At 64.3% G+C, this 25356-nt stretch carries 14 protein-coding genes; 4 read left to right on the top strand and 10 right to left on the bottom strand.

Annotated elements, in window-relative coordinates:
* Positions 1–8: 8 nt before the first annotated feature.
* The 3 genes from KSS90_RS12235 to KSS90_RS12225 all read left to right on the top strand — a co-directional run bounded on the left by KSS90_RS12235 (position 9) and on the right by KSS90_RS12225 (position 2890).
* Positions 9–1121, top strand: a complete 1113-nt coding sequence (locus tag KSS90_RS12235) for a succinylglutamate desuccinylase/aspartoacylase family protein (protein ID WP_217869605.1) — start codon at positions 9–11, stop codon at positions 1119–1121.
* A gap of 19 nt (positions 1122–1140) precedes the next feature.
* The gene (locus KSS90_RS12230) at positions 1141–1905 is read left to right on the top strand and encodes an ABC transporter ATP-binding protein (protein ID WP_217869604.1); all 765 of its coding nucleotides are present in this window, start codon (positions 1141–1143) and stop codon (positions 1903–1905) included.
* Between the two features lie 79 nt (positions 1906–1984).
* Complete coding sequence (locus tag KSS90_RS12225) at positions 1985–2890, top strand: MurR/RpiR family transcriptional regulator (RefSeq protein ID WP_217869603.1); 906 nt, start codon at positions 1985–1987, stop codon at positions 2888–2890.
* 151 nt (positions 2891–3041) lie between these two features.
* Here KSS90_RS12225 and KSS90_RS12220 read toward each other — a convergent pair whose 3' ends face one another.
* The 10 genes from KSS90_RS12220 to KSS90_RS12175 all read right to left on the bottom strand — a co-directional run bounded on the left by KSS90_RS12220 (position 3042) and on the right by KSS90_RS12175 (position 24181).
* Positions 3042–4739, bottom strand: a complete 1698-nt coding sequence (locus KSS90_RS12220; RefSeq protein WP_217869602.1) for a DUF262 domain-containing protein — start codon at positions 4737–4739, stop codon at positions 3042–3044.
* A gap of 130 nt (positions 4740–4869) precedes the next feature.
* Positions 4870–7182, bottom strand: coding sequence for a Kelch repeat-containing protein (locus KSS90_RS12215; protein WP_217869601.1), 2313 nt, complete (start codon positions 7180–7182; stop codon positions 4870–4872).
* Positions 7183–7210: 28 nt separating this feature from the next.
* Entirely contained in the window at positions 7211–11512 is a 4302-nt protein-coding gene (locus KSS90_RS12210; RefSeq protein WP_217869600.1) for a hypothetical protein, read from the bottom strand.
* Positions 11509–13962: a hypothetical protein gene (locus KSS90_RS12205; RefSeq protein WP_217869599.1), complete on the bottom strand. Its 2454-nt coding sequence runs from the start codon at positions 13960–13962 to the stop codon at positions 11509–11511. Before KSS90_RS12205 ends, KSS90_RS12210 begins: the two co-directional genes overlap by 4 nt.
* Entirely contained in the window at positions 13959–18467 is a 4509-nt protein-coding gene (locus KSS90_RS12200; protein ID WP_217869598.1) for a DUF6603 domain-containing protein, read from the bottom strand. Before KSS90_RS12200 ends, KSS90_RS12205 begins: the two co-directional genes overlap by 4 nt.
* 13 nt (positions 18468–18480) lie before the next feature.
* Positions 18481–19854 carry a hypothetical protein gene (locus KSS90_RS12195; RefSeq protein WP_217869597.1) on the bottom strand — a complete coding sequence of 458 codons (1374 nt, stop codon included), beginning with the start codon at positions 19852–19854 and terminating at the stop codon, positions 18481–18483.
* Positions 19855–19920: 66 nt separating this feature from the next.
* Positions 19921–20883, bottom strand: coding sequence for a hypothetical protein (locus KSS90_RS12190; protein ID WP_217869596.1), 963 nt, complete (start codon positions 20881–20883; stop codon positions 19921–19923).
* Positions 20884–20913: 30 nt separating this feature from the next.
* Positions 20914–22101 carry a hypothetical protein gene (locus KSS90_RS12185; protein ID WP_217869595.1) on the bottom strand — a complete coding sequence of 396 codons (1188 nt, stop codon included), beginning with the start codon at positions 22099–22101 and terminating at the stop codon, positions 20914–20916.
* A 393-nt stretch (positions 22102–22494) separates the two neighbouring features.
* Positions 22495–22908: an alternative ribosome rescue aminoacyl-tRNA hydrolase ArfB gene (gene arfB, locus KSS90_RS12180; protein WP_217869594.1), complete on the bottom strand. Its 414-nt coding sequence runs from the start codon at positions 22906–22908 to the stop codon at positions 22495–22497.
* 46 nt (positions 22909–22954) lie between these two features.
* Positions 22955–24181 carry an NADH:flavin oxidoreductase/NADH oxidase family protein gene (locus KSS90_RS12175; protein ID WP_217869593.1) on the bottom strand — a complete coding sequence of 409 codons (1227 nt, stop codon included), beginning with the start codon at positions 24179–24181 and terminating at the stop codon, positions 22955–22957.
* Positions 24182–24385: 204 nt separating this feature from the next.
* On the opposite strand from KSS90_RS12175, the gene KSS90_RS12170 reads away from it, so the two are divergent.
* A complete protein-coding gene (locus KSS90_RS12170) occupies positions 24386–25330 on the top strand; it encodes an acetoacetate decarboxylase (ADC) (protein WP_217869772.1) in 945 nt (314 codons plus the stop codon).
* Positions 25331–25356 lie beyond the last annotated feature (26 nt).

Here is a 25356-nt window from a genome sequence, read left to right as displayed (position 1 = left end):
GAGCTTCCATGCAGCACATTGACCATACCCTGCCCTGGAGCGCCTGCGGCACCCAGCGTTCGCTGCGCGTGCTGCGCTTTGGCAGCGGCCCGCGCAAGGCGTACATACAGGCTTCGCTGCACGCCGACGAACTGCCTGGGATGCGCGTGGCCATCGAGCTCAAGCGCAGGTTGCTGGAACTCGAGGCACAAGGCCGGCTGACTGCGGTGATCGAACTGGTGCCGCTGGCCAATCCGATCGGCATCGGCCAGATGTTCCAGGCCACCCACCAGGGGCGTTTCGAGTTCAACAGCGGCAACAACTTCAATCGTGATTTCCCGGCGCTGACCGAAGCGCTGGCCGTACACCTGGAAGGCCGGCTGGGCAGCGATGGCCAGGCCAACGTGGCAACCATCCGCCAGGCCATGCTCGAGCTACTCGACGAACTGCCCGCGCCTCACTCGGAACTCGACGGCCTGCGCCGCCTGCTGCTGCGCCACGCCTGCGATGCTGACCTGGTACTGGACCTGCACTGCGATTTCGAATCGGTGATGCTGCTGTATGCCATGCCGCAGCACTGGGCGCAGTTGCGTCCGCTGGCGGCTCGCCTCGGTGCGCAAGCGGCGCTGCTGGCCGAAGGCGCCGGTGGCGATGCCTTCGACGAAGCCTGCGCCGCGCCCTGGCTGCACCTGCGCGAGTACTTCCCCGAAGCGGAAATTCCCCTGGCCTGCGTGGCGACCACCATCGAGTTGCGCGGCATGGCCGACACCGAGCGCGAGCAATGCCAGGCCAGCGCCGAGCAGATCCTCGGCTACCTCGCCGACCAGGGCATGGTCGACGGCCCATGGCAAGCCGCCCCGCAACACTGCTGCCAACCCACGCCCTTCGCCGGCGCGCAATACGCCTACGCCGAGCACCCGGGGGTGGTCAGCTACCTGCAGCCGCTGGGCGCGCAGGTGCGCGTGGGTGATCCGCTGTTCGAAGTGCTCGACCCACTCAGCGACCGCCACAGTGTGGTCAGGGCCACCACCGACGGCATCCTCTACGCCCGTGAACGCCTGCGCTTCGCCCAGCCCGGCCTGTGGCTGGCCAAGGTCGCCGGCAATACCGCCATCCGCCAAGGTCGCCTGCTCAGCGACTGAACCCTGCGAGTACCGTCTGATGAACAAATTGCATATCCACGACCTGCACAAAAGCTACGGCAACCACCAAGTGCTCAAGGGTGTTTCGTTGCAGGCCGATGCCGGCGACGTGATCAGCATCATCGGCTCCAGCGGCTCGGGCAAGAGCACCTTCCTGCGCTGCATCAACCTGCTCGAACAGCCCAACGCCGGGCAGATCCTGGTCAACGGCGAACAGCTCAAGCTGCGCGAGTGCCCCCGAGGCGGGCTGCGGGCGGCTGACCCGCGTCAGTTGCAGCGCCTGCGCGCGCGGCTGAGCATGGTCTTCCAGCACTTCAACCTGTGGGCACACATGAGTGCCCTGGACAACGTGATGGAAGCCCCGGTACAGGTGCTCGGCATGAACCGCAAGGAGGCCCGCGACAAAGCCGAGCACTACCTGGCCAAGGTCGGCGTCAGCCACCGCCGCGACGCCTACCCGGCGCACATGTCTGGTGGCGAGCAGCAGCGCGTGGCCATCGCCCGTGCCCTGGCCATGGAGCCCGAGGTAATGCTGTTCGACGAGCCGACGTCGGCCCTCGACCCGGAACTGGTCGGCGATGTGCTCAAGGTCATGCGGGACCTGGCCCAGGAGGGCCGGACCATGGTCGTGGTCACCCACGAGATGGGCTTTGCCCGCGAGGTGTCCAACCAGGTGCTGTTCCTCCACCAGGGCCTGGCCGAAGAACGCGGCGAGCCGCGCGAGGTGCTGGCGCGGCCGCAGTCCGAACGGCTGCGCCAGTTCCTCGCCGGCAGCCTGAAGTAACCCCGAGGCGCTCTGCGCCAGCCCGCCGCAGAGCGCCTTGGGATACACTACCGGCAATTCACAGGGAGCCTCGCGCCGGATGTCGAGCCATACCAAGAACACCACCGTCTACGCCGCGCCGGTCATGCGCAAGCTGTCGGAGAGCCTGGCAGAACTACCACCCTCGTTGCGCAAGGTCGCCGAGTACATCCTGCGCCACCCGCTGAAGGCGGCGACCTTGACCATCGAGGACATGGCCCAGGCGACCGAGACCTCGCCGGCGGCGGTCAATCGCCTGGCCAAGGCCCTGGACCTGGGCGGCTACAGCGGCATGAAAGCCGAGTTGGTGGCCACCCTGCAGCAGATGGTCTCGCCAGTGGACAAGCTGCGCAACGAACTCGCCTTGCGCCCGGCCGGCGACTTTGGCCTGCACGAACAGATCCAGAGCGCCAGCAGCAACCTGGCGACCACCGCCAGCAACAACCAGGCCGAAACCTTCGAGGCGTTCGTCGGCTGTCTGCTCGAGGCACGCAAGGTCTATGTGCTGGGCTTCGGCAACAGCGTGTACCTGGCCGGGCTGGCCGCCTCGACCCTGATCCCGTTCTGCAAGGACACCTGTGCCATCAGCATGGAGGGCGGCAACGAGAATGCCGCCTACCGCCTGGCTGCGATCACCGAGCAGGACGTGCTACTGGCCATCGCCCTGCCACGTTACTCGCAAGACACCCTGCAGCTGTCGCGTTTCGCCCATGAACGCAAGGCCACCGTGCTGGCCATCACCGACTCTCCGGCCTCACCCCTGGCGCCGCTGGCCCGCCACGTGCTGTATGCCCCCGCCGATCATCCGGTGCTGACCAGCTCCAACATCGCCGTGTTGGCATTGATCGAAGGCCTGGTGGCCGCGGTCATGGCACGCAACAAGGAGGCGGTACGGCTGGCGACCGAGCTGACGGAGAGCGTCATGTCATATCTGCATGTGCCGGGCAACCGGGTTGAGAGGAAATAGCCCGCTCCAGCGCAGTCTGATGCCCTCCCTCGGAAAAAAGCTGTTCACTTTTGGCTGCGCCTAGGCCGGATACCCAAGTCACTAGGCAAAAGAGAATGTATTTCCGAGACAGGGCACTTCGGCAGCACGCCTGGTGTACAGGCACTGCGCACTAGAGTTGTTGCATCAACACCCCGACCATGCGCTCATGTCGCTTATCGATAGCATCCATTCCCCATACGCCGTCTTCTCCCAGGAAGCTCTGTATCTCACGCTGTTGCGCGCTGTGATTGTAGGTCGCCAACTTGCGAGCGAAGGGAATGTTCCCCACCGCGCAGTTGTGCGACTTTGACAGCAACAGATAATTTCCCAGGCAATTCAGGTACAGGCTCCGGAAGTCTTCGCTGTATTCACCATATCCATGCACGTCGCAGGATGGCTCGCTGCGCGGTGCGATATGCTCCAGTTCGGGTCTTTCTATGCGATCGAACCGGCGGGGGTGATATCCCTGCTGCCCTTCACCTTCCAGATGTACCTCATACTTCCAAAGCAGGTGTCGGGCGCTGGCGTGACTGATGTCGCCCTCCAAGGCTTCTTCGAGTTTTGCATCGTTCCAGAACGCCCACCAACCCTTCTGTGCCGATTTCAGATGGGCAATGCGGTCCAGCAATGGCTGGATGTCCGCATCCGATTCACAGAACGTGGCGAACACATCGTTGAGGCGCGAAGTCAGATCGGCACGGCTGCCGATCAAGCGATGGCGCAACAGTAATCCCTCGAAGGCGCTGCAAAGGGCGTTGATGTTTTCCATGGGCATGACCTGGCGATAGGCCTTGATGATGAAAGGCAGGGCAATCGCCAACGAACCCAGGCAGACCAGCGAGTGAATGGCGAAGTGTTCCTTTTCATCCCGGCCAAAAAAGGCCGACAGGTAGACGAAGCTGGCTTCGAGCAGCTTGACGAAACGCTGGATGAAGTCCAGCGCATCATCACTCGACAGGGCCTGCTCAATGCTTTCCAAAGGCGCGCTTTCCCAAAGCGAGTTGTGCTGGACACGAAGGGTGTACAACAAGACGTCGTCTTCATCGATGCGATAGCCCGTCGAGGCAATGGCTTTGTAGATCCGCCCGAAACGCGCGTTCAAGTCTTCGATCAATCGCTCGCGCAGGTGCGGATCCTCTGCCCGCAGATGCACCGCATACATGAACTGCGCCTTGGTCACCTCCAAATTCGACGGACGCTTGCCCCGATTGTTCTGGAAGATGAACATCTGGATAGCTTCTGCCTTGTCATGCACGAGGTGGGCTGTGCATCGCGCCTGAGCCACGACTGCGAGCATCCTTACAAGCCAGGCGAGCGGTTTGTCGCGCAACTGCTGGGTGAAGTAATCGAAGGCGCGCAGGATACGTAGCGCCGATTTCGTTTCGAGAGCGCTGTAGTCGATCTTCACCCCATCGAACACCACGTCGTTCATCACCTGGCGGTCATAGTCAATTGTCTGGAAGCGCAGCAGGTGCCCGCAACGGATCATGTCGCGTACACAGCTTTCCTCCTCCTCGTTCAGCGCCCGCAGTGTTCGTAACCGACAGATAAGCGCCTGCAGGAACAGTGTGATGGTGGTCAGGCGCTGCTGGCCATCAATGATGTGCAGTTTTTCGGCCGTGCGTTCGAAGAGGAAGTGACCGAAATAGTAAGGTGAGCGGCTATGGCTGAGCTGATGGCGTTCCAAGTCTGCGAGGAAGACGTCCACCTGGGACGACCGACTGCTGTCCGAAGGTATGTCCCAGGCGTAAGCACGCTGGTAATCGGGAACCACGATTTGCTTGTCGGCCAACAAGCGCTGGATATTCAGGGAAGATTGCAACGGCATGTCCTTATGGCGATCAGAAGTTAATGGCGCATAGCCATTATACGCATGCCCCTTCGGCCTCCTACACCTGTCCGGCAGCTCGAGCAACCTCGACACACCCTCGCAGAAACACGCAACCCTCCCCGACCCGTCAGAACATCAAGGCATAGACGGCCCTGTTCGCCCCTGTCCCGCCCTTCGTGCCTCCAGCAATCCAGACGCTCTCGCGGAACCAGGTGTAGCCGGGCCTGGTTACGCTCCACGAAATGCCGGGCAATACGCTCCATTCGTTGCGCGAACACAGGTTGAGATCGCCCAGCGCGCTCCCATCCGCCGCGGTGCCTCCCATTACATAGAGCGCCTCGTCCTGCACGAACACGATGGGATTGGTACGCCCCGCCGCCGGCATCGGCGCCTGTTCTTCCCAGCCACTGCCTTCGCGGCTGGCCCAGACATCACTATCGGCTGGCTGCAGCTGCGACTTGCCACCCACCACATACAACCTGTCGCCAGCGGCCGTCACCCCGAACCGCGAGCGCGGCGACCAACCGGCATTGCCCGATTTCTGCCAGTTGATCCCGTCGCTCGAGCACCATACGTCATTGAGCAACTGGTAGTTCTGGTCCTCCCCGCCCATCACCCACAGCTTGTCCTGGAACACCACGCAACCGAAGTCCCGCCGCCCAGGCCAGGCGGCGCCGGCGGTCACCTGGGTCCAATGCAGGCCGTCACTGCTGCTCCACACATCGTTCAGCCTCCGGGCACCGGTATCGCCGCCCATCAGCCAGAACCGCCCCTTCCAGTACACACCTGCAGCATTGGCACGCGCGGTGAAGGTGTCGTCGAATGCGCCAACCTGGGTCCAGTTCTGCCCATCGTGGGTACTGAAGATCGCCTTGGCGCTGTCTGGCGACAACAGCCACAACGTGGTGTCCTGGCTCAAGACGATGGCCCCGGTGGGCGCCATGAAGTCGGGAGTGCCGTTGAACGTGTTCCAGCCGCGCTTGAGGAAGAACAGATCGACGCTGCGCGACAGCGGCCCGCCCTCCCCCTGCACGGTCAGGGTGTAGCTGATCGGCTTTTGCGGGAAGACCTGGTAACGGCCCGAGGCCAGATCCTCCCTGTCAATCGCATGATCTTCCTGGCCAGGCGCGCTGAGGATCGCCGAGCGTGCGGCATGGGTCTGCCAGGCCAGAGTCACGGCGGTCGACACCCTGCCGCTGGCGGGCGTAGCGGTGAACGCGTCGATCGCCACCGGGGGCACGTTCACCGTGAACTGGGTGGTGAAGTCCGGTGTGGCGGCGTTGAGGGTCTTGTAGGCATTCAGGGTGAACTGGGTGGTCCTGTCGCACCTGACCTTGTATTGCGCGACGCTGCTCACCCCTGTGCCGATCTGTCCCTTGGCGCTGTCCAGGGTGACGTTGCCATACTGCAACTTGACCTGGCGCACGTCGAAGCACTGCCAACGCAGGGTGGCTTCGTCACCGAGGTTGGCAAGGTTGGAGGGCACGCCATTGAAGAAGATGATATTCGGCGTCGGCTCGCGCTTCTGCACCGGCAGGGTGAAGTAACCATCGTCATAGCCTGGAAAATCACTGTACTGCAGGTAGGCAAGCGTCGCCCCACGCGGGGCCTGGGTGGTGATGTTCTCGATCACGAAGGCGGCCGTGGCGCCCGCGCCGGCCCCGAGCACCGTTCGGTTCGTGCTCACCGGCTTCAGGGTCCATACCGGGTCGTTGCCGCCGGCGCCCGGGTCCGGATTGGTCGCCCCCCATTCGTAGGTCTGCTGGCCATTGTGGTAGGTCGCCTCCACCGAGGCCTTGATGTTCCAGGCCGAGAATGGATCACGCGGGTCGGCCGGGGTCAATGCGCCAATGCTGTCGCCGTAGACGAACGACAGCAGTACCGTGGGCGTGTCCACCCAGGGCTTTGTCACCAGTGGCTCGCCCGGCTTGAGGTTGGTCAGTTGCAGGACCAGCAGGTTCTCGATGGTGACGTTGTCCGCCGGGGTGACATAGACGCTGCTGTCTGGCAGCAACTGCGCGGCCATGTTCTGGCGCAGGTCGGCGGCGAGTTCAGGGTAACGCAGCAGGAAGAGCTTGTACGGCGGTGAGATGTTCTGCCCGTTCACCCGTACACCAAGATCGGCGTTGGTCTGGCTGAAGAAGCTCGAGGCGACTCCGTTCAGTTGCAGCGCCAGGCGGCCTCCGGCATCGATGCCCTGACTGCCGTTGAGCACCAGCATGTTGCCTTGCACGGTGGCCCTCCAGGCGCTGCCGGCGACCTTGATCTTCCCCACATCCGATGCGCTGAGCAAGGTACCGGGAAACTGCAGGCGAATGTCCGTGGCGGTGATCGCCGTGGTACTGGTCACCGTGAGGGTGTAGTCACCCAGGTCGGAACGGCCAATGTAGAGCTCGGGTTTGCGGGTGGAGTCGTTGAGGAACGTGGCACTGACAGCCATGGCGAATCTCCTTTGGTCTATCCGATCCTTACTCGTCCTTGGCGACGGGCCTCAGCTTCAACCAGCCATCCTCGGCGGTCTGCGGTGTGTAGGAGAACGCCGCGCGGTCTCCGACCTGGCTGGCCGCCAAGGGCTCGTCACGCGGCACCTGCACGCCGCCCTGCAGCACGCTGGTAGTCCACTCCCAGGTAAAGCCTGGCTCGGGTGGCAAGGGCAGGCTCAGGGCCTGATGACTGCGCAGGATCGGGTGGGTGAAGAATGTCACCTCGATGTTGCGCAACGCGGCGGCGCAGATATCCGGCGGTATGCCGATGGCCTTGACCGGCCACAGCCCCGTGGTGGCATGCACCCTGGCCCTGGGGTCGATCAGCAGGCTCAGGGGCGTTTGCGCCGGCACCCGCACATCGCGAAGGCCGGCGATCTGCGCCGCGGCATCGGCATAGGGCTGCGCCGGCGGGTCGAGGTTGGCGCGCAGGTTGAGGGTGATGGTGTCTGCCGCCGGCTGCGCGATACCGTCCACCGCCGGGCTGGGAGCAGCCGGCGCATAGAGCGTGGTGTAGGGCCCTTCGCTGTCGAGCAGGTAGGCGACGAGACCATCCTCGAGGTGGTCCCGGTCACCCAGCCTGACCGGGATACTCACGCCACCGATGGCGGCGTCGTCGCGCAAGCTCCAGTCGTAGACCTTGTCGTACTGGCCCGGCAGCAGGCGGGCCAGTTCATCGCTGCCGGTGGCCATGGCCGGCAGCCCCTGGACCTCGCAGCGCAGGCTGGCGCGCACCAATGCCAGGGGCTGGCCCATTAGCACCGCCTGGGCCTGGGCCGCCTGCTGGTCGTTGGGCAGGATGTAGGTGTGGGCATTGTCGATAGTCTCGAGCAACGCGGCGAAGAAGGCCCTGGGTTTGCCCAGGATGAAACTGGCCAGTTTGACCAAGTGCCGGTTGGCGTCGGCCAGGTCTTCGCGCATCGTCCGCGCCGGGTTGCCGGGGGCCGAATGCCAGGCGACCGCCTGCTGCGCGCCGAATACCCCGAGCGAGCCGAGTACCCGCCCATCGCCGGTGAACAGCATCAGCGCGTTCTCCAGGTAGTTGGGTACGATCCAGCCGCACAGCGGCGATGTGGACGGCAGCGGGTTCATCTGCACCTCATCGTCGGAGGCGCTCAGCCAACGAAACAGCAGGCGGCTCGGCTGGGCCAGCCGGGGCGCCAGGTAGCCCTTGCCGGCCTCGCCGTCCGGTGCCTGCATCTGCCAGGCCAGGGTGACTTTGTCGCGGTCTTCGAAACGCTCGGTGTCGACCAGCAGGCGCTTGCGCCCGAACGCATCCACTAGTTGCAACCTGGACAGGCTGAAGTAACCGGCGCGCAGCAGGTTGTACAGGCTCTCCTGGCTGATGGGAACTTGCCCGGTCTGCTCGCCAGCCGCCCAGGCCACGAAGTGCGTCAGGCTGTTGACGTACTGCGTGTTGTCGAACGTGTCGACCAGTGCCGTGGGGGTCGACTCTTCATCGTAGAACGGGTTGAACGGCTTGAGCTGCAGACCGGCCGCACGGGTGAGGAAGCCGGCATTGACGCCACTGAGCCCCTGCGCCAGCAGAGGTTTGTCCAGCAGGTACTGGACGATCGCCTGCAGGTCGGGGTTGTCATTGTGCTGCAGGTAGCGACGCAACTGCTCGATCAACGGTTCGGCGACCTTGGACGACAGCAAGATGCTGTCGGTCAGTTTCACCCGGCCAGCCGCAGCCTGCGGTGGCGTCTTGCCGAAGACCAGCTCGATTTCACGCGCGTCCAGCTGGAACTGCTCGGTGATATAGCCGGCGGCGTAGTCCGATGCACCGTCCCGACGGTGCTCGAACGGTACGTAGGTCGCCTCCCAGGTGAGGAACAGCGGCAGGAACGGATCCTGCCAGTCACGGGCATGGTTGAGCGCCAGGCCCTGCGGCGCCTGCCCTTGCCAGCGCAGGCTCAGGCCGCCGACGGTCTGGCTGGGGTTGTCGATGATCGGCAGCGCCTTCCACGGTGCGTCGGCATTCTGCGCCCAGGCCTGCTGGATTTGCGCCACCAGTGCTTGTTGCGCGGCCTGCACGTCGGCTGCAGACGCGCCATTCAGAGCCGAGGCGATCTGCGCGCAAAGCAAGGGGTCGAGCAGGCACTTCTCGCCCAGCAGGCGGCCAAGGTCGTCCAGCAGTGGCTGCAGATCGTGCGCCTCCGGACTGGCTGCGGGATTCACCGAAGGCACCGCCAGTGTCAGCGAGGCACGCAGAGCGCCAGCACCCAGGCTGGCGCTGGCATTGTCGACCTGCTCCAGCAACTGGCTGCCAAGACGACACGGCAAAAGCTTGACGTTGCCGTTACGCCGCGCGGGTTGCACGGTATCGCCGGTCACCACCATCACGGGCTCGTTGGGTTGCCAGAAGCGCGCGGCATTGGTGGTCTGCAGCTCGAACCCGGGGTATTGCTCGGACAGCAGCGCCACCAGGGTGTTGGCCTGGGCGACAAGCCGCCCGGCCAGGCTCGCTGCCGAGGCCTTGGTCAGATAGCGGCCATCGGTCGCCTGCTGCAGGAAGTCCTCCGGCCCGCAGCAGAACAGCGGAATGTTGCCGCTGGCCGGAGAAGCATCGGCAGCCTTGCCGAAAGCAGCCTCGAACTTCGCCCACAGGTCGAGGATCTGTTCGGCCAGGTAGCTGTTCAGTTGCGGGATGTCGAAAGGCACCGAGCCGCTCTCGTCGTAGAGGGCGGTGATGTACTTGTACCAGTCCATGAAAATCTGCTGGCGACACGAGACGATGACGTTGAGCAGCGCATCCAGCCGTTGCTGGTAACGGTTCAGGCTGTCGAGCTTCTCGGCCAGCTGATTGTGATCGTCGGGCAGGGTTGCCTGCGCATTGGCATAGGGCGTGGCATTGGCCGAACGCTTTTCGCGGATCATCCAGATGCGCCCGGACTGCAATGCACCGAAGCCGTTCTGATGCACCTCCTGCTCCAGCTGAACCAGGGTCAGGTCGCTGCCCACCCGCTCAAGCAGCCCCAGTTGCAACGCGTCGAGGAGAAACTCCAGGTTGTGCTCGATCGCCTCACTGTCGCCGCCCTGCCCGCCCGTCGCTCCCTGGGGTTTCCAGCTACGCCATTGTTCCTTGATCAGCGCGGCCAGTGCCGAGGAGCTGGAGCTGCCCAGGGCCGCGCGCACCGACTCGTCACGCTCGCTCACCGGCGCCAGGTAGCACTTGGGAAACCCGGGCTTCGCACCGGGCACGGCCGGGTTTTGCCCACGGGTGTCCCAAGGGATTTGCGCAGCCTGCGCGGTGTACAGGCAACGCTCCGGCAACTGCCCCGGCTGCGGGTTATAGGTCCACTGGTAGAAGCCTGCCACCACGTCGGCCAACAGCTGTTCGGCTGACAGGCGTTCGCTGTCCGGCGCCCGCTGGTTGTCGGCCTGGGCTTGGGCCAGCGCCTGGCGAAAGGTAGCGTCCTGCAACGGGTCGTCGGCCGCGTGGCTGTGCCAGCCACTGACCTGATAAGACACATCGAACTGCACGTTGCCCAGGCTGAAGCCTTGGCCCATGTCCAGGAAATTGTCGTGAAAACCGAAGACACTGGAGCAGTCGGGGTAATAGGCACTGAAGGTAGGCCCGCTGTTGCCCATGGCACTGACCGCGCCCAGGCTTTGCCCCGGCGCCATGTAGTTGCCGGCCGACAGCACGAACGCCGGCAGATGGCGCACGTCCAGCAGCCCCGCACCCGGAGCGTCGGGCTCCGGCTGCCAGGTCTTGAGCTCGAACACTCGGCCCATGCGTCGCGATGGTGGGTAATACGCCGCGCCGCCATTGCCGCTGACGTCGTAGCCGGGGGGCACGTCCCAGCCCACCGGCAGCGAGATGCTGTTGCGCTGGCTGGCAGGGTAATAGTCGGACACGTACTCCTGAGGCGTCATCAGGTAGTCGCTTTCGATCAGCCACTGCTTGACGTGCGTACCCTGCGCCCAGCGCAGGATCCGGGTAACCATCCAGCGGTTGGGGGCCGCGGGGTACTCCACCTCGCCCGAGGATACCTGGCGCCCCTGGGCGATACGGTCGGGCAGCGCCCAGTGCAGGTGAATGCCGGCCTTGAGCTGCTCAATGACATTCTGGCTCAACGGGTTGTAGATGTTGCTGCTGACGTTGGCCTTGCTCCAGGTGCCCGAATGCACGATCGCGCCATTGCGCCCGGGCTCGCGCCAGGGCAGGCCGTCATAGCCGGTGGTGGCGCCGGCGAACAATTCGTGGCTTTTGGTCACCAGGCTTGCATCGTTCGGGCTGACCCGCAGGGCCTGGACGTTCACGGGAATGATCAAGCTCATGCTGGCGATCCTGGACTGACGTTGAACGAAACGAGGCCAACCCCCTTGACCATCTGCAAGGCGAACTCGGAGGACGGCAGGTGATCGAAGCCGCTGTAGATGCCCTGTATGTAGTCGGCGTACTGCGGCCCATGCAGGTTGCGCGACAGGCGATACAAGCGCAGTTGCCGGGCTTGCTGCGCATCGCGCCAGGGCACCGGCTGAAACACATCGGGCACCTGGTCGCCGGCGGTATGGGCGGCGTTGGTGAAGTTGTAACGCAGGTTGATGGCCTTGGGCTGGCTGTCCGTCACGCCGAAGTGCAGGCCTTCGGCGGGCTCATGGATATCGACCGACCCCAGCGGCTGGCCGTCCAGTTCGAACAGGCACAGCAGCACGCCGGGCGCCAGGCGCTCGAAGCGCACGATATCCATGGCCTTGCCGTCGGGGGTGTAGGCGTTGACCTCGAGCCCCGGCCAACCCTGCACGACGTCCGAGCGCAACAGGAAGCCGCTGATCACGTCCATCTGTTGCTTTTGCACTGCCGCCTGCAGCCCCAGTGCCTCGCGGCGACTGACCGAGGCCTGGCCGGTGGCGCGGCGATCGACGCTGGCCTTGACCGCGACGTCGTGCACCACCGTGGGCGCGGCGTTGTTGCCGGTTACCGCGCGACCAATGCTCAAGGCGCCATCGAGCAGGCTCTGTACCCAGTTTTCGTCCAGGTAGAAAAAGCGGATCGACTCCGGGGGCAGCATGCGCTCGTCCGCCACCAGGTAGTTGAACGGCACGCCATCGAGCAGCTTCAGCCTGGCCAGCCAACCATAGATTTCGGGCGGCACCTCCAAGGTGGGCGCCTTGACCGCCAGCAGCAACTCGGGGTCGGCGAGCACATCGCGCTGCGTGCCCGCCCGCTCGACGCGGGCCTGGCCAAGGCTGACCGCTGCCAGCTGCGCCTCGCTGGCGGGCAGGAACGACCTGAGCATGGGCTGGACCAAGGTGTCATGGCGCACCTGCTGCTGGATCTCGTGCAGCGACTGCTGCAGCATCGCCGTCTCCATCTGCGCCGCGACATCCCGCAGGTTGTTGCGCCGCCAGTTGTAGAGCATCACCGCGAAGTGCTTGTCCTGCAGCGCCAGCAACTGGCCGACCTGCCAGGCTGCCGCATAGGAGATGTCGAACATCCCGGTATCCGGGTCGTAGCCGCTGGCGGCATCGGCGCTGGTCCATGTCGGCGGCACGGTGTTGCTCATGACCCGGTAGGGTGTCAGCGGCCCGCGGTACCAGGAAACAGTGTTGCCGGCGTCCCGGGTATGGTGGCCCAGCGCGGTGTAGCCCATCTCCAGCGCATTCCTGGCCTGGCGTGTCGCCTCCGGTTCGCCCGCCTGCGCGGCGGCGACCGGCAGGCCCAGGGCGAAGTTGCCGACGCCATCGACACTGCTGGCCTGCTTGGGGTTGAGTTCGAGCAGCAACTGCTCGAAACGCTTGCCGGTACCGGTCGAGGTGAACGACCAGCTGGTCAGTACCGCCAGGCGCATGAAGCCATCACGGGCGATGGGAAAGGCCGGTTCAGGGGGCAGGCTCACCGAGTCAGGCCAGCGCACCTGGCTGGCATCGTCCGAGGTGGCCGGATCGATCGGCAGGAATGGCTCCAGCGCTTCCAGCGACACCAGGTGCGCGATGCAACGCTTGGCGGTCTGCGGCAGGCGGCAACCGGTGACGATGGCGAAATTGGAGGTACCCGGCACTTTCGACAGATCGTTGCGCGAGGCCGGCACGCCGTTGACCGTCGCTTTGCGGGTGATCTGCACGTTGCGCACGTGGGCCATCATCTTCAGGTCATCCAGCGACGGCGCAACCCGCCAGAACAGCTCTAGCGGGATATCCAGGTAGTTGCAGGGGTCGTCGGCATGCTGGCCATAGTCCAGGTAGCGCTCCAGCTGCGTCGCATCGCTGCCGGCATCAAGGCCGGTGGCGGCGTAGAAGTAGGAGTAGCCCTGGGCGCCCTGCCCCGGTGGCCGCTTGAAGAACAGATCGCGCAACCTGCCAGCGCTGGGGCTGGCGCTGAACCCTTGCTGGCGGTAGGCGATTTCGTCGTCTTCGTCGAAGATCAACACCGCCAGCCAGGTCGGCACGTCCATGTCGTGCTGCTGATCGGGAAAGGCCACCTGTGGCTCGGCCAGGCTCGGCCTGCGCAGCCATGGCAGGGTCTGCTTGGTGAACACCACATGGGCCAGGGTATCGGTGTATTCGCCCTGGGTCTGGTCGGGCGGATACACCGCCTGGATATCGTTGGGATCGAGGCTGAAACGCGGCGCCTGCACGGTGAAGTGATACTGGTTGGCGTAATGCTGCTGCTCCTGCGACACCCGCTGCGAAACCGTGAACTGGTACTCGCCGGCCTCCAGGCCTGGCAGGTTGTGCTGGATGAACTTGACCTTCCCTTCGATGGGATGTTCGCGATTGTCAGTCACTGTCTGCCTCCAGCACTCAGGGATTGTCGAACATCGGCTTCCTCGCCGAGCAGGCCGATGGTCGGCCAGTCCCACAGCGGGTAACGGGCCAGGCGGGCGACGTCCAGCGCCTCGGCATCGAAATCGAAACCGAGGGTGTTCAGGCTGGCGAGCATGGCCTTGCGCTGGGTGACGACCGCCGGCGCAACCAGGTCGCTCAGCTGGTAGTCGCTGTTGCGTACCTGGGTGGTGTCGCGCACATAGCTGAGCACCGTGCCGTCATCGCTGAGGGTTGCGGCAAAGGTGTCGGAATCGGGTACGCGTGGGCTGTCCAGGCACCATGCGACCTGCTGCGTGGTGTTGAACAGCAGCGCCCAGAGATCGGCGTCCGCGGTGACCGCCGGATGACGGATCATCGGCGACAGCTGCAGCCCGCACAGGGTCGCGCCGATCATCCGTTCGCCGTTCAGCCCTGGGTCACGCCCCGCCCACAGCGCGGCCTGGGCATTCTGCAGGAGCAGGTCGATGGCCACTTCATCGACCGGCACGCTGTAGTTCTCTGGCTTCGCGTAGTCCTTGCCGGCGGGCAACCGGGTCAGTTGCAGTTGATGGTCGACATTGAACTGACCGGGCTCCAGCGCCATCGGCAACACGCCGAAGTCGGTGGTCCAGGCGCTGCTGCTGCGCGCAACGGGCGTGCTCGCAGGCGTGCCTGTGCCCAGGTAGGTGAACGCACCCTGCGCGGTGAACGGCGTATTGACGCGGAAGTCGTTGAACTGTGCGGTCTTGCTGGGGATGACCAGATTCGAGGCAAGGGCGAAATGGTTGGGGTCCAGCACCCAGTCGAAGAAAGCGCCGCTGTCCTGGGCCTTGAGGTCGCTGACCAACCCCTGCTGGACCATGCCCTTGACCAGTTGGACCGGCTCGGCGGCTGGCGCCGCATCCCGTCTTCCGAGCAGCGCTTCGTGGCGCTCCTGGCCGTTGGCCGCAGGCAGGAAGGACGTCTTGAAGTCCTCCCAGCTGACCGGGTCGGGCTTGGACCGGCTGCTGCCGAAGCGCACGCTGAAGCTGATGATGTCCAGGTCCACCGTGGCCACGCCGCCGAACTCGGGGCCCCAGACGCCCAGTTCGACGCCGACGTGAATGGTGATCTTCACCGTGACGAACAGCAGGTTCGCCTTGAACGAGGCACCCAGGTGGATATAGGCATCGGCAGCGTAATGGAAAGGCCGCCACCCCAGCAGGAAGTCGATACCCACGCTGAACCAGGCGCTGATCGGTCCAGACTCCCAGGTGGCCTGGACGTTGAAGCCGGCCATCAATGTATGTGACAGCAAGGCGAAGTAGCATTCGCCCTTGAGCACCAGCGGCCCGGTCTCGTACACCATCTGCAGGCGCGGCACGCTGGGGAAATGCTTGGGTTTGACGAAGCGCGGGCTGTAGCCGCCGAGGGAAACCAGGAACTCGCCGGCGTGCTCGCCGGCGTACCAGGTGTAGAAGGCGAATCCACCGCTCACATGGCAGAGCCCGGCATAAATGAATGAAGCCGGGGTCAGTCGGCCATCCACCGCGATCAGGCCACTGCTCGACTCGAAACGCGCCTCCAGCGCTACTTCGAGGTAGGCGATCGGTTGCGGCGCGCCTTTGGGTACCGTCACCCGGGCAATCCCCAGCAGCGCGACTTCCAGGGATACCCCGAAGGACACGGTCAGCAGCGCGGTGGCGTCGACCATCTCGAACGAGGTGAAGTCGATGCCGGCGGCGACCCAGTACTCCCCTGCCTGCGGGTGGATGTACGAGGCCGTCTTGGCCAGCGTCTGTTGCAGCACCTCGCCTGGCGCCTGGGTACCCAGGGTGGTCGGGAAGCTGTTTTCCGGCCGTTTGTTGTTCTGCGGCAGCAGCGGGTAGCTGGTCAACTGATCGATACTGGGCAGCGTCAGGCTGCGATTGATGCCGAAGCCGCCGGCCAACCCGGTCACGAAGAAGAACGGCGGGCCACCCAACGGCTGCTGCAGGCGCACGAAGATGAAGAACGAACTCTCGTCGGGCGCATAGCCGCCGATCGCCGACAGCGAGAAGGTCGCCACGCTGACCCGCGCCTGCCCCAGGAAGTCGCGGCCAAGGCGCAGAAAACCACCGGCAATGCTCAATGGCCCGGCCTGCAGGCCGAGGCTCATGCCATCCAGTTGCGCGCTGATATCCAGATCACCGCTCTTGCTGCTCGGCAGGCGGAACCCCAGCCCCAGGCCTTGCAGGTCGAACGACAGCATCGCCAGGCTGAAGCCGGCATCCAGCAACAGCCACACCCTGCCGTCTTCGTAGCGCACACCGATGCGCGCCAGCGACACCGGCCCGATCGACTTGCCCACGGTAAGCCAGGCGGCATTGCCGGCCGGTGGCCTGGCCGCTGCCGTGGCATCGACCTCGGCCTTCACTGGCGCGGTGTCGCCACCTGCGCTCATCGGTAACGCCGTGCCGCCGAGTTCGATGTCGGCGGCAAAGTTGAAACCGCTGGCAAACGCCTGCGCAGTGCCCTTGGCATCCTTGGGCAAGGGCAATTGCGCCGGCACTTTGGCCTGGGCGAGCAGTGCATTGAGCTGCTCCACCTGATCGGCACTCAAGGCCTCGGCGCAGAACAGTGCCTGGACATTGCGGATGCTGCCCAGGCGATCGTCGGTGAAAACCTTGCCCACCAGCGGCAGGTCGGCCAACGACAGCTCGAACCCCAGCAGCATCTGGAACACATAGTTCGAGTTGCTGGTGCCGGTCTTCGGGTCTTGCGACTTGAGGGCGACGAAGGTCCCGGTGCCATAGTTGGCCGAGGTCGCCGAAAGCAGCACGGTGTGTACGCCCATGTCATAGACGAAACTGGCCTGGGACAATGCCAGGTCGAGCTCAGGAGGAATGGCCGGCACGCTGAAACCCAGTGCCTCGGTGATGTCGGCGAACTGCAGGTAGTCGTTGTCGCGGGCCTCCCAGTGCGCCCGCAGCTTCAGGTCCGGCTGGGTGCCGGCGTCGAACGTCAGGTCAAACGTGAAGTTCTGCCGCCCCACCAGGAAACTGCCGCTGAGCGCTACCGAGGCGCCGGCACCGGTCTTGCTGAAGACCACCGACAGTTGCGCATCGACCTGGGTATCCAGGAGCAGGAACTGCGTGCGTACGGCACCCAGCACGGTATAGCTGTAGCTTGCTTCGCTTTCTTGCACGGACACGCCGAACTGTTCGAAGACGATCTCGCTCAATGCCGCCGGCACCGGTACCGTGCCACCAACCACGCCCTTGACGATATCGCCCAGCGTGACGCTCTCGGTCATCCGGCCACTGATCAGGTCGATATTCCAGGCGCCCGCCTGCCTGGCCAGCGACACCGTGAATGCGAACGTGGTATCGAACAGCTGTGGCAGGAAGCGCGCAGAGGCCTGGATCTCGACCTGGGTGCTGGCTTTCGGCCCGCTGGGCTCGTTCAACCTCACCGACAGGGTCAGTGCCTGCAGCGACAGTACGCTGGGGATCAGCGTCCAGGGCGTCTGCGTATGGATGGCCAGCGACACCGAGCTGACCGGCGCCGCCCTGTTCGCCAGCACCATGCGATACGCGCTCAAGCCGACATCTTCGAACACTTGGCTCAAGGATCGCGGAATGTAGTCTTCGTAGTGCTGGCCGCCGGGCAGACTGCGGATGAGGTCGCCGGCATTGAACTGGGCTCCCGGCACTGGTTGCGCAAAGAGCAGCAGCGTGTCGAGCGTCTGCGGGATTTCGATGCCACAGTCGAGCTTGCCGTCGAACACTGACGACACCGCGAAGCCGAACGCCTGGATCTGGTTGCTCGGTTCGCTGATGCTGACACTGACCGCCGGTGCGGACAGGCTGAGTTTCCAGTCGCCCACACCAACGGCGAACACGCTGTCCGACACCGGCGCCCGCAGCCGCAGGATCGGGTAATGCGCCTTGGCATCCGGGGCAAAAGGCCCGTAGAAACGATAGGATGCACTGCCCACCAGGTCGCCGAGGATGGCCCCCACACCGCTGATCTCACGCAGATCCAGCATCGACAGGAAGTTTTGCCCCGCGGCCAGGCCGACCGTGCCGCCATCGTCGGCCGACCAGCGAAATGCAGGCTGCGCAACGCTGGTATAGATGAAGCGCGGCGTGGTCGGCTGGAGCAGGCTGAAGGGAAAGAACGTCATGGCCGGGAAACTAGTGGCCAGCGTCCACCCCGACGGCATGAGCGCTTCGACGATCACCGCCACCACCCCCTGGCTGATGTTGAAACTCAGCTGGACGCTCACCTCGGTGACACCGAGCAGTGCCGACCGCCCTCCGCTCACGCTTACCACGCCCTGCTCGGGCCCGCTGACGCCGCTGGGGCGAAGCCCTTCGACCGAAAGCGCGGCGCCGCCGTCGAGCCCGAAGGCGGTACCGATGCTGGCAACCTCGTCCGCCTCGAGCAGGCGTGTGTCGAGTACCAGCTTGCCGGTTCCGGCTACCTGCTTGCGCAGCTCACTTGCCAGTTGGTCGATATTCACGGTCGGCTCCTGCTCACGTGACATTGGTCACTTGCTGAGCGTTGTCATTGGGCTTGAACAAGCGGCTGGGAGTGGCACCCGCGAGCTTGACGCCGACGGCCATGATCGACTCCACCGCCTGGCAGATCGCGCGATTGCGCACCTCGGCATTACCTACCTGCGCGGCCATGACCGAGGCCGGGAACACCTTGTCGACGATGAAGGTCTTCAACGCCTGGGGCGTGGCCGCGCCATTCTGGTCGACCACCTGCTGCAGCCCTTCGGTGATTGCGTACCAGCGCTCGTAGTTGTAACGGATGCGGCCAAGCAGCTCGGCACCTTCGTCATTGTCATAACCGGTGGTGGTCTGCTTGAGGATGGTCGTCTCGGTGGCGATGCCAAAGGCGAACTTGTTGGCGAGCAGGTAGTTGGTGATGCTGGTGTCTTCTGCCGAGGCGATGAAATAGGGGCTGAAGTTGAGGTTGTTGCGGTCCAGCCAGTCGATGTCCCACAACACCGCCTGCTGCAGCACGCGGTCCTTGCGAAACGCCGCTGCCGCGTATGTGCCGGGCTGCTGGCCCAGCAACTTTTTACCCTTGAATTTCGCGGCGATGCCGTCGCTGGTGTCGGTGGCCGTTTCGCTGCCAAAGCCCAGGCCGACAAGACCGAGGGCCGCACTCGCCGCTTCCGCCGCCTGCAGGCCCTTGAAACTGTTGAGGTGGTACACGTTGTCGTCCACCAGCCAGGCGCGATTCCAGCGATTGGCGCAATCGCGGCGCAGCCGCTTGGCGAACTCGATGGCGGCGTAACGGCTGGCGCCGAAGCCGACATAGGGGTAATCGCCGCCGTCCTGCCAACCGGCGTCGTTGCGAAACGACCAACCGATCACATGCAGGTTGGTCACACTGTTCAGGGCGTCCCGGTATTTGCCGTACTCCAGCTCATGGACGATGACGTATACCCGCCGATTGACATCGTTGACCCGCGGGGGAAAGTACCAGGCCGGCACTGGCCGCTCGTTGTCCTTGGATTCGACGTTCGGCCGGGCGAACGCCTGCGGGTCGGAGATGTTGCTGAAATGACCGATCTCCAGCTGTTCCAGCAGCGCCTGGCCGCGCGCGAAGCCTGAAGCGATCCACGCGCTGCGGTTGCTGGAGATGACCAGCAATGGCGGCAACGAGGCAGCGTTGTTCTCGGCGGCGCAGATCGCCCCCCAGCCGCCCCCGGTGGAAAAGTCCAGTGCCCTGGGCACCTTGCCGGTATCGCGGAGCACATCGATGCGGCCATTGACCAGTGCCTGGCAATCGTCCTTGTCACCGCTCGCCAGGGCCGGGGTCTCGACCGGCTGGTACTTCTGGCTGACCAGGTTGCCGCCGTAATTGTTCTTCACGCGCAGGGTAATCGCCATGGGCAGTCCTGACCTTGCGAGGAGTTGGGGAGCGCAGGGCCGCGCGCGCGGCCCTGCGCCAGTGGGCTAGGCGCCGGCCTTGGCGACCGCGACCACCTGGGTCAACGACACGTTGAACTTCTCGAGCAGCTTGGCCTGCCCGCCCTGGCCGCTCGGCGGGTCCTGGACGATCTGCAAGGTGAAGTCGGCGCTGAGCTGGCCACTGGGCGGCACCGGCGCGACATAGTAGGCCGTGACCTGGCTGACATAGTTGGCCGGCAAGGTCGCCGGGGTGCCGTAGAACTTGCCGTTGGCCAGTGCCGACTTGCCGATGGAGATGATGTCGCCGTTGGCATCCGGGGTCTCGAAGACGAAGTACATCTCGGCGTCGGGGTCGAACCGCGAAGCCGACAGCGTGACCGTGACATCCACCGGCTTGGCATTGTTAAGGGCCACCTTGCTCGACCAGCCGAAGCCGGTGGCCGGAGTCGGCGGTTTAGGTGGTACCGCGAGGGTGTCATAGGCAGCGTTGCCCGCCTCGACGATCGCCTCGTGTAACGGGGTGAAGGCACTGCCCGTCGGCGCCGGGTGATTGGCGTCGGTGATGAAGGCGATCAGGCTGTAGGGCGCGCCCTGCACCGGGGCCGCGACATTGCCGAACAGGAACGGGATGTCGGTGACGGCCACCGCCTGCCCTGGCGCGCTGATGCTGACGGCATTGTTCTGGTCCTGGGTGCTCAAGCGCTTCCAGAACGGTTTGGTGTCGAGGGTGTCGGCGCTGCAGTACCACAGCTGCACAGTGCCGACTGCGGTCTTGCCGCTGTCCTTGCCCAGGTTGCGGGCGCGCACATACACGTAGTTGGTGCCGTGGTAGTCGACGTCCTGCGAGAAGGGCTGGTCGTAGCACTCGGCGAAGCTGCTCAGCTCTGCGGCAGTGGCAGGCGCGAGACGCGTGATGATATCGGGCGAGGCATCGGTGGGCGGTGTCTTGCCGGGCGAGGTCTGGGCCAGGTTGTTGCGGATGAACAGCCAATCGTAGTCATGAGACATGTCGCGATCCTCCTTGAATGAGCGTTGGCTTCAACGGAAACCGCCGTTGGGGATGGTGGCGTTGGAACCGATGATCGTCACCAGGGTCGGCTCGACGCTCAACTGGTCCGAGATTTGGTTCAGCAACTCGCGGTAGCCCCGGTAGCCGACATACCGCCGGCCGTTGCGCGGATGGACGAAGACGCTGTGCTCGTCGAAGTTGCAGCGTTCGTAGTGATCTACCAGGTTGCCGTCCTGGCGCAACAAGGGTTCCAGACTTTCCTTCATCGCGGGCGACAGTTCCGGGGCATTGGTCACCACGAACTGCATGCTGAAGTTGTCAGGCTTGGGTTTGCCCTTGAAGTTGATGTAGAAGGTCACGAGGCCCATGTACCCGCCCTGGATCTTGACGGTAGTGCCGACGATGAACTTGGGATTGATATTGGGATTCGGCGCACCCGGTTTGTTCGGCACCGGGGTGTCCCCCACAGCGATGCTGTCGCCCCACTTGGTGTTGTTGTTGGCGAAGAAACCTACCTCGGCGCCGACCGGTACATTGGTCACGTGCAAGGTGCAGCTGAGCAGCGCATCGTCCCAGGTCTGGTTCATCGGAACCTGCTGCTCATAGACATCCGCAGCGCTGGTCGCCTGGATGTTCACGTTGTGCCAGCCCAGGTTGCGGTTGGCGTAGATCCAGGCGGCGTACTGATCGACGCTGGAGTTCACTCCGGATGGGAACTGGGCCTGGACGGCGTCGAAACTGTCGGCAACGATCGCCACCAGGCAATGGTGCTCGGTGGTCAGCGGTTTCCAGGTGAAGGCGTTGGACGCGACGATGTCGCCCGGGCCTGCCGAGATCGTCTGAAATCTCTGGGTGACCTCTTTGGTCTTGCCGGGGTTGTCCGGGTCAGGCACGACCGAGACGTAGGTCATCAGGCTGTCCTGGTTGTACCAGACGTTCGGCGCCAGGAACACGCTCTGCGGCACCTGGAACAGATACAGATTCTGAGTGACGTTGTGGTCGCTGACGTTCTTCGCTCGCACATAGAAGTTGTTGGTGTAGTACTCCTTGACCTGTTCATCGAAGGCCTGGTTGTACTTCGAGACCATCTCCTGGGTGGTCAGGGCGGTCTGCCCGGCCACTAGGATGTCGGGACTGCCGGTCCAGCTCCCGGCGCGCGGCAGCTTGCCGGTATCACCGAGGTTGTTGCGAATCAGAAAATCGTTTTTCACAGCCATGGGGAAGCCTCACATCGAAACGGTGAAAAATCGAAGTGATGACAACTGTCAGGAAGACGCCGCCGGGGAGGCGCCGCCGTGCAACATCACAGTGGGGACTTGCAACGGGTCAACGGCTGTCGAAGCGCACGGTCCGACAGGTGCTGCAAGTGGGGAAAAAGAGGATTGGGCGAGTCGTTGAAGAGCGCATCTTCGGCCTCCATGGCCTGGATCGGTGGTCCGAACACCCGGTGATGGCCGGGCTCCCTTGCGATTCGTGACAGCTGATCACCCGGTGAGCGGGCTGATAGGCGAAGTGCCAATGACACTAGCAAAGCGCTATCACCCTGTCGAATTTTCTGTAGGACAATTGGTAGCCGTCCGTCGGCTCGATTGAACCTTTTGTGTAGGCGCCTAGAAATCCACCTTGCCGCGACCTGCCTTGATCGAGCCGCGCCTGGATTTCGTGTCGAGACGGCGGGTCTTCGAACCCAGGGTCGGCTTGGTCGGCCGGCGCTTTTTCTCGACCTTGGCCGCGCCGATGATCAACTCGGCCAGGCGCGCCAAGGCGTCCGCGCGGTTCTGCTCCTGGGTGCGGTACTGCTGGGCCTTGATGATTAGCACGCCGTCGGCGGTGATGCGGCTGTCACGCAATGCCAGCAGCCGCTCCTTGTAGAAGGCGGGCAGCGATGAGGCTGCAATGTCGAAGCGCAGATGCACGGCGCTGGAAACCTTGTTGACGTTCTGGCCACCGGCGCCCTGCGCGCGAATATGGCTCAGCTCGATCTCGGCGTCCGGCACCTGCACGTTGTTGGAGATGGTCAGCATGGTGTGCCTCTTGTGATAGCCCGGCCATTATCACATCTCCTCGGCGTCATTGCCGCGCCATGTGCCGCCGGTATTGCCTGGCACGGGCGGCGTCGGTCCATTGCTGGCGCAGCAGCGCCCACCAGGGCGCCACCTGGGGATCCGGCGCCTTGGCTTCGCTCAGCCTGCGCAGCTGGAACTTGACCATGGCCATGTTGCCCAGCGAGGCCAGCGCCTTGTTCTTCCAGGTAATCGGGCGCAGTTCCGGCACTGCCTCCTCCCCCGCCTGCCAGTCACGGGGCAAGGCCGGCGCGATGGCCAGCGCGGTGCCGATACCGACCATCTCGACGCCGCTTTGCACCACTTGCTCGGCCACTGGTCGGCGGCGGATGCCGCCGGTGACCATCACCGGCATCTTCGCCACCGTGCGGATGTCCCGGGCGAACTCCAGGAAATACGCCTCGCGCGCCAGCGTGCGGCCATCCCGGGCCTGGCCCTGCATCGCCGGGGCTTCGTAGCTGCCACCGGACAATTCCACCAGGTCGACCGCCAGCTCATTGAGCAAGGCCACCACCTGCCGCGCATCGTCTGCACTGAAGCCGCCACGCTGGAAGTCCGCCGAGTTGAGCTTGACGGCCACGGCGAAGCCGGGCGACACCACCGCACGCACCGCCTTGACCACCTCCAGCAGCAGTCGCGCACGATTTTCCAAGGTGCCACCCCACTGGTCGGTGCGTTGGTTGCTCAGGGGCGAAAGGAACTGGCTGAGCAGGTAGCCATGGGCCGCGTGGATTTCCACCCCACTAAAGCCTGCCTGCTCCCCCAGCCGCGCGGTGTTGGCAAAACGGCGGATCACATCTTCGATCACTTCGTGGGTCATCGCCCGCGGGGTGGAAAAATGCCTGGACATGCTGCCCAGCTCCAGCGCCACGGCCGACGGGCCCCAGGTCTCCTGGCCCAGGCTCGCGGGCATCTGCCGGCCGGGGTGATTGATCTGCAACCAGAACTGCGCGCCCTTCGAACGACCGATGGCGGCCCACTGGCGAAAACGCTCCAGGTGCCGGTCATCTTCCAGCACAACGCCGCCGGGGCCGGTCATGGCGCGGTTGTCGACCATGACGTTGCCGCTGATCAGCAAGCCGGCCCCGCCCTGCGCCCAGGCCTGGTACAAGCGCATCAGTCGGTCGGAGGGCGCATGGTCGGCATCGGCCATGTTTTCTTCCATGGCAGCCTTGGCGATGCGGTTGGGGATGACCGCGCCATTGGGCAGGGTCAGGGGGGAGAACACGTCCATCGGCGTTACCTCAACAAAGTTCGTGCCGCAGACGTTAGCTTTAAAGTCAACTTTAAGGTCAAGCCCTGATGCGGGGAAAAATTCAGCATTGACTCTCAAGTTGGGTTGAACGTTAGGGTGATTACGCAGCCCCGACATCATCCATCCTGGAGATACAGCACCGTGAAACTCGGAACCGCCACCGCCTTGGCCGGCGCCCTGCTGATGCCCGTCACCCACGCCGCCAACGGCCTCCCTGAGCATGCCGCTACCACCCAGATCGACATCGCCGGGCACCCGGTGCCCGTGCTCAAGGGCGGGCTGTACGACCGTTACCGCTCCAACCCGCCGCTGGCGGTGATCCAGGCCGAGGCGCCGGATATCGACCTGAGCTGGTTCAAGGGCCTGGAGAAGACCCGGGTCGACATGGGTTTCGAGTCGTACTCACCGAACTTCTACTACCGCAACAGCCGTGTCACCGCCGTCTACACCGCCGATCTCGAACGCCTGCGGGCACTGATGCCCGCCGCCGTGCTGGAGCAGGTGCAACCCCTGCAGGTCTGGCCTGGGCGCGGCCTGGTGGCGTTCACTGCCTACACCTACGACTACTGCGACAACGACAGCTACAACGAGGTTGCCCTGTCGATCATCACCAACAAGCCCGGCAAGGCGAACCTTGGGCCCGTCTCTCTGGTCGGGCAGTCGATGGCCAAGGATTTCTGGGGCTATGTGCTCAAACTGCCGGTCAACACCGAGCTGGCACGGGTGCGCGGCGTGGTGGGCTACAACCTGCCCAAGTGGCTGACCGGGATCGACCGGCGCGAGGACGCCCAGGCGGTAACCTACGATATCGTCGATGCGCGGTCCGGCAAGGTGGACGTGGTGTTCAGGGCCAGGAAGCTCGACGGGTTGTCCGACGAGCCAGGCCTTGTCACCAACAGCTTCACCAACCTCGATCACCAGGGCCGCCTGGCCTTTGGCTACGCCACCTCGCGGCAGGTCAGCCATGCCTCGAGCATGAAGGCCGATTCGGCGGAACTGGTGCTGGGGGATGGCGAACTGTCGCGCTATATCCATGATCTGCAGCTGGGACGGATGGTCAAGTACGAGTATGTGCCCGAGTTCCAGAGCGCGCTGTATGCGCCCAAACCATTGGCGGCGCTTGACTGAAACGACGCAGGCACCCTGTGGCAGCG

Origin of the sequence: Pseudomonas maumuensis (assembly GCF_019139675.1) — a bacterium.
Lineage (GTDB): Bacteria > Pseudomonadota > Gammaproteobacteria > Pseudomonadales > Pseudomonadaceae > Aquipseudomonas > Aquipseudomonas maumuensis.
The sequence above is the reverse complement of the archived record's forward strand: the minus strand, read 5'-3'. Positions and strand labels throughout refer to the sequence as shown.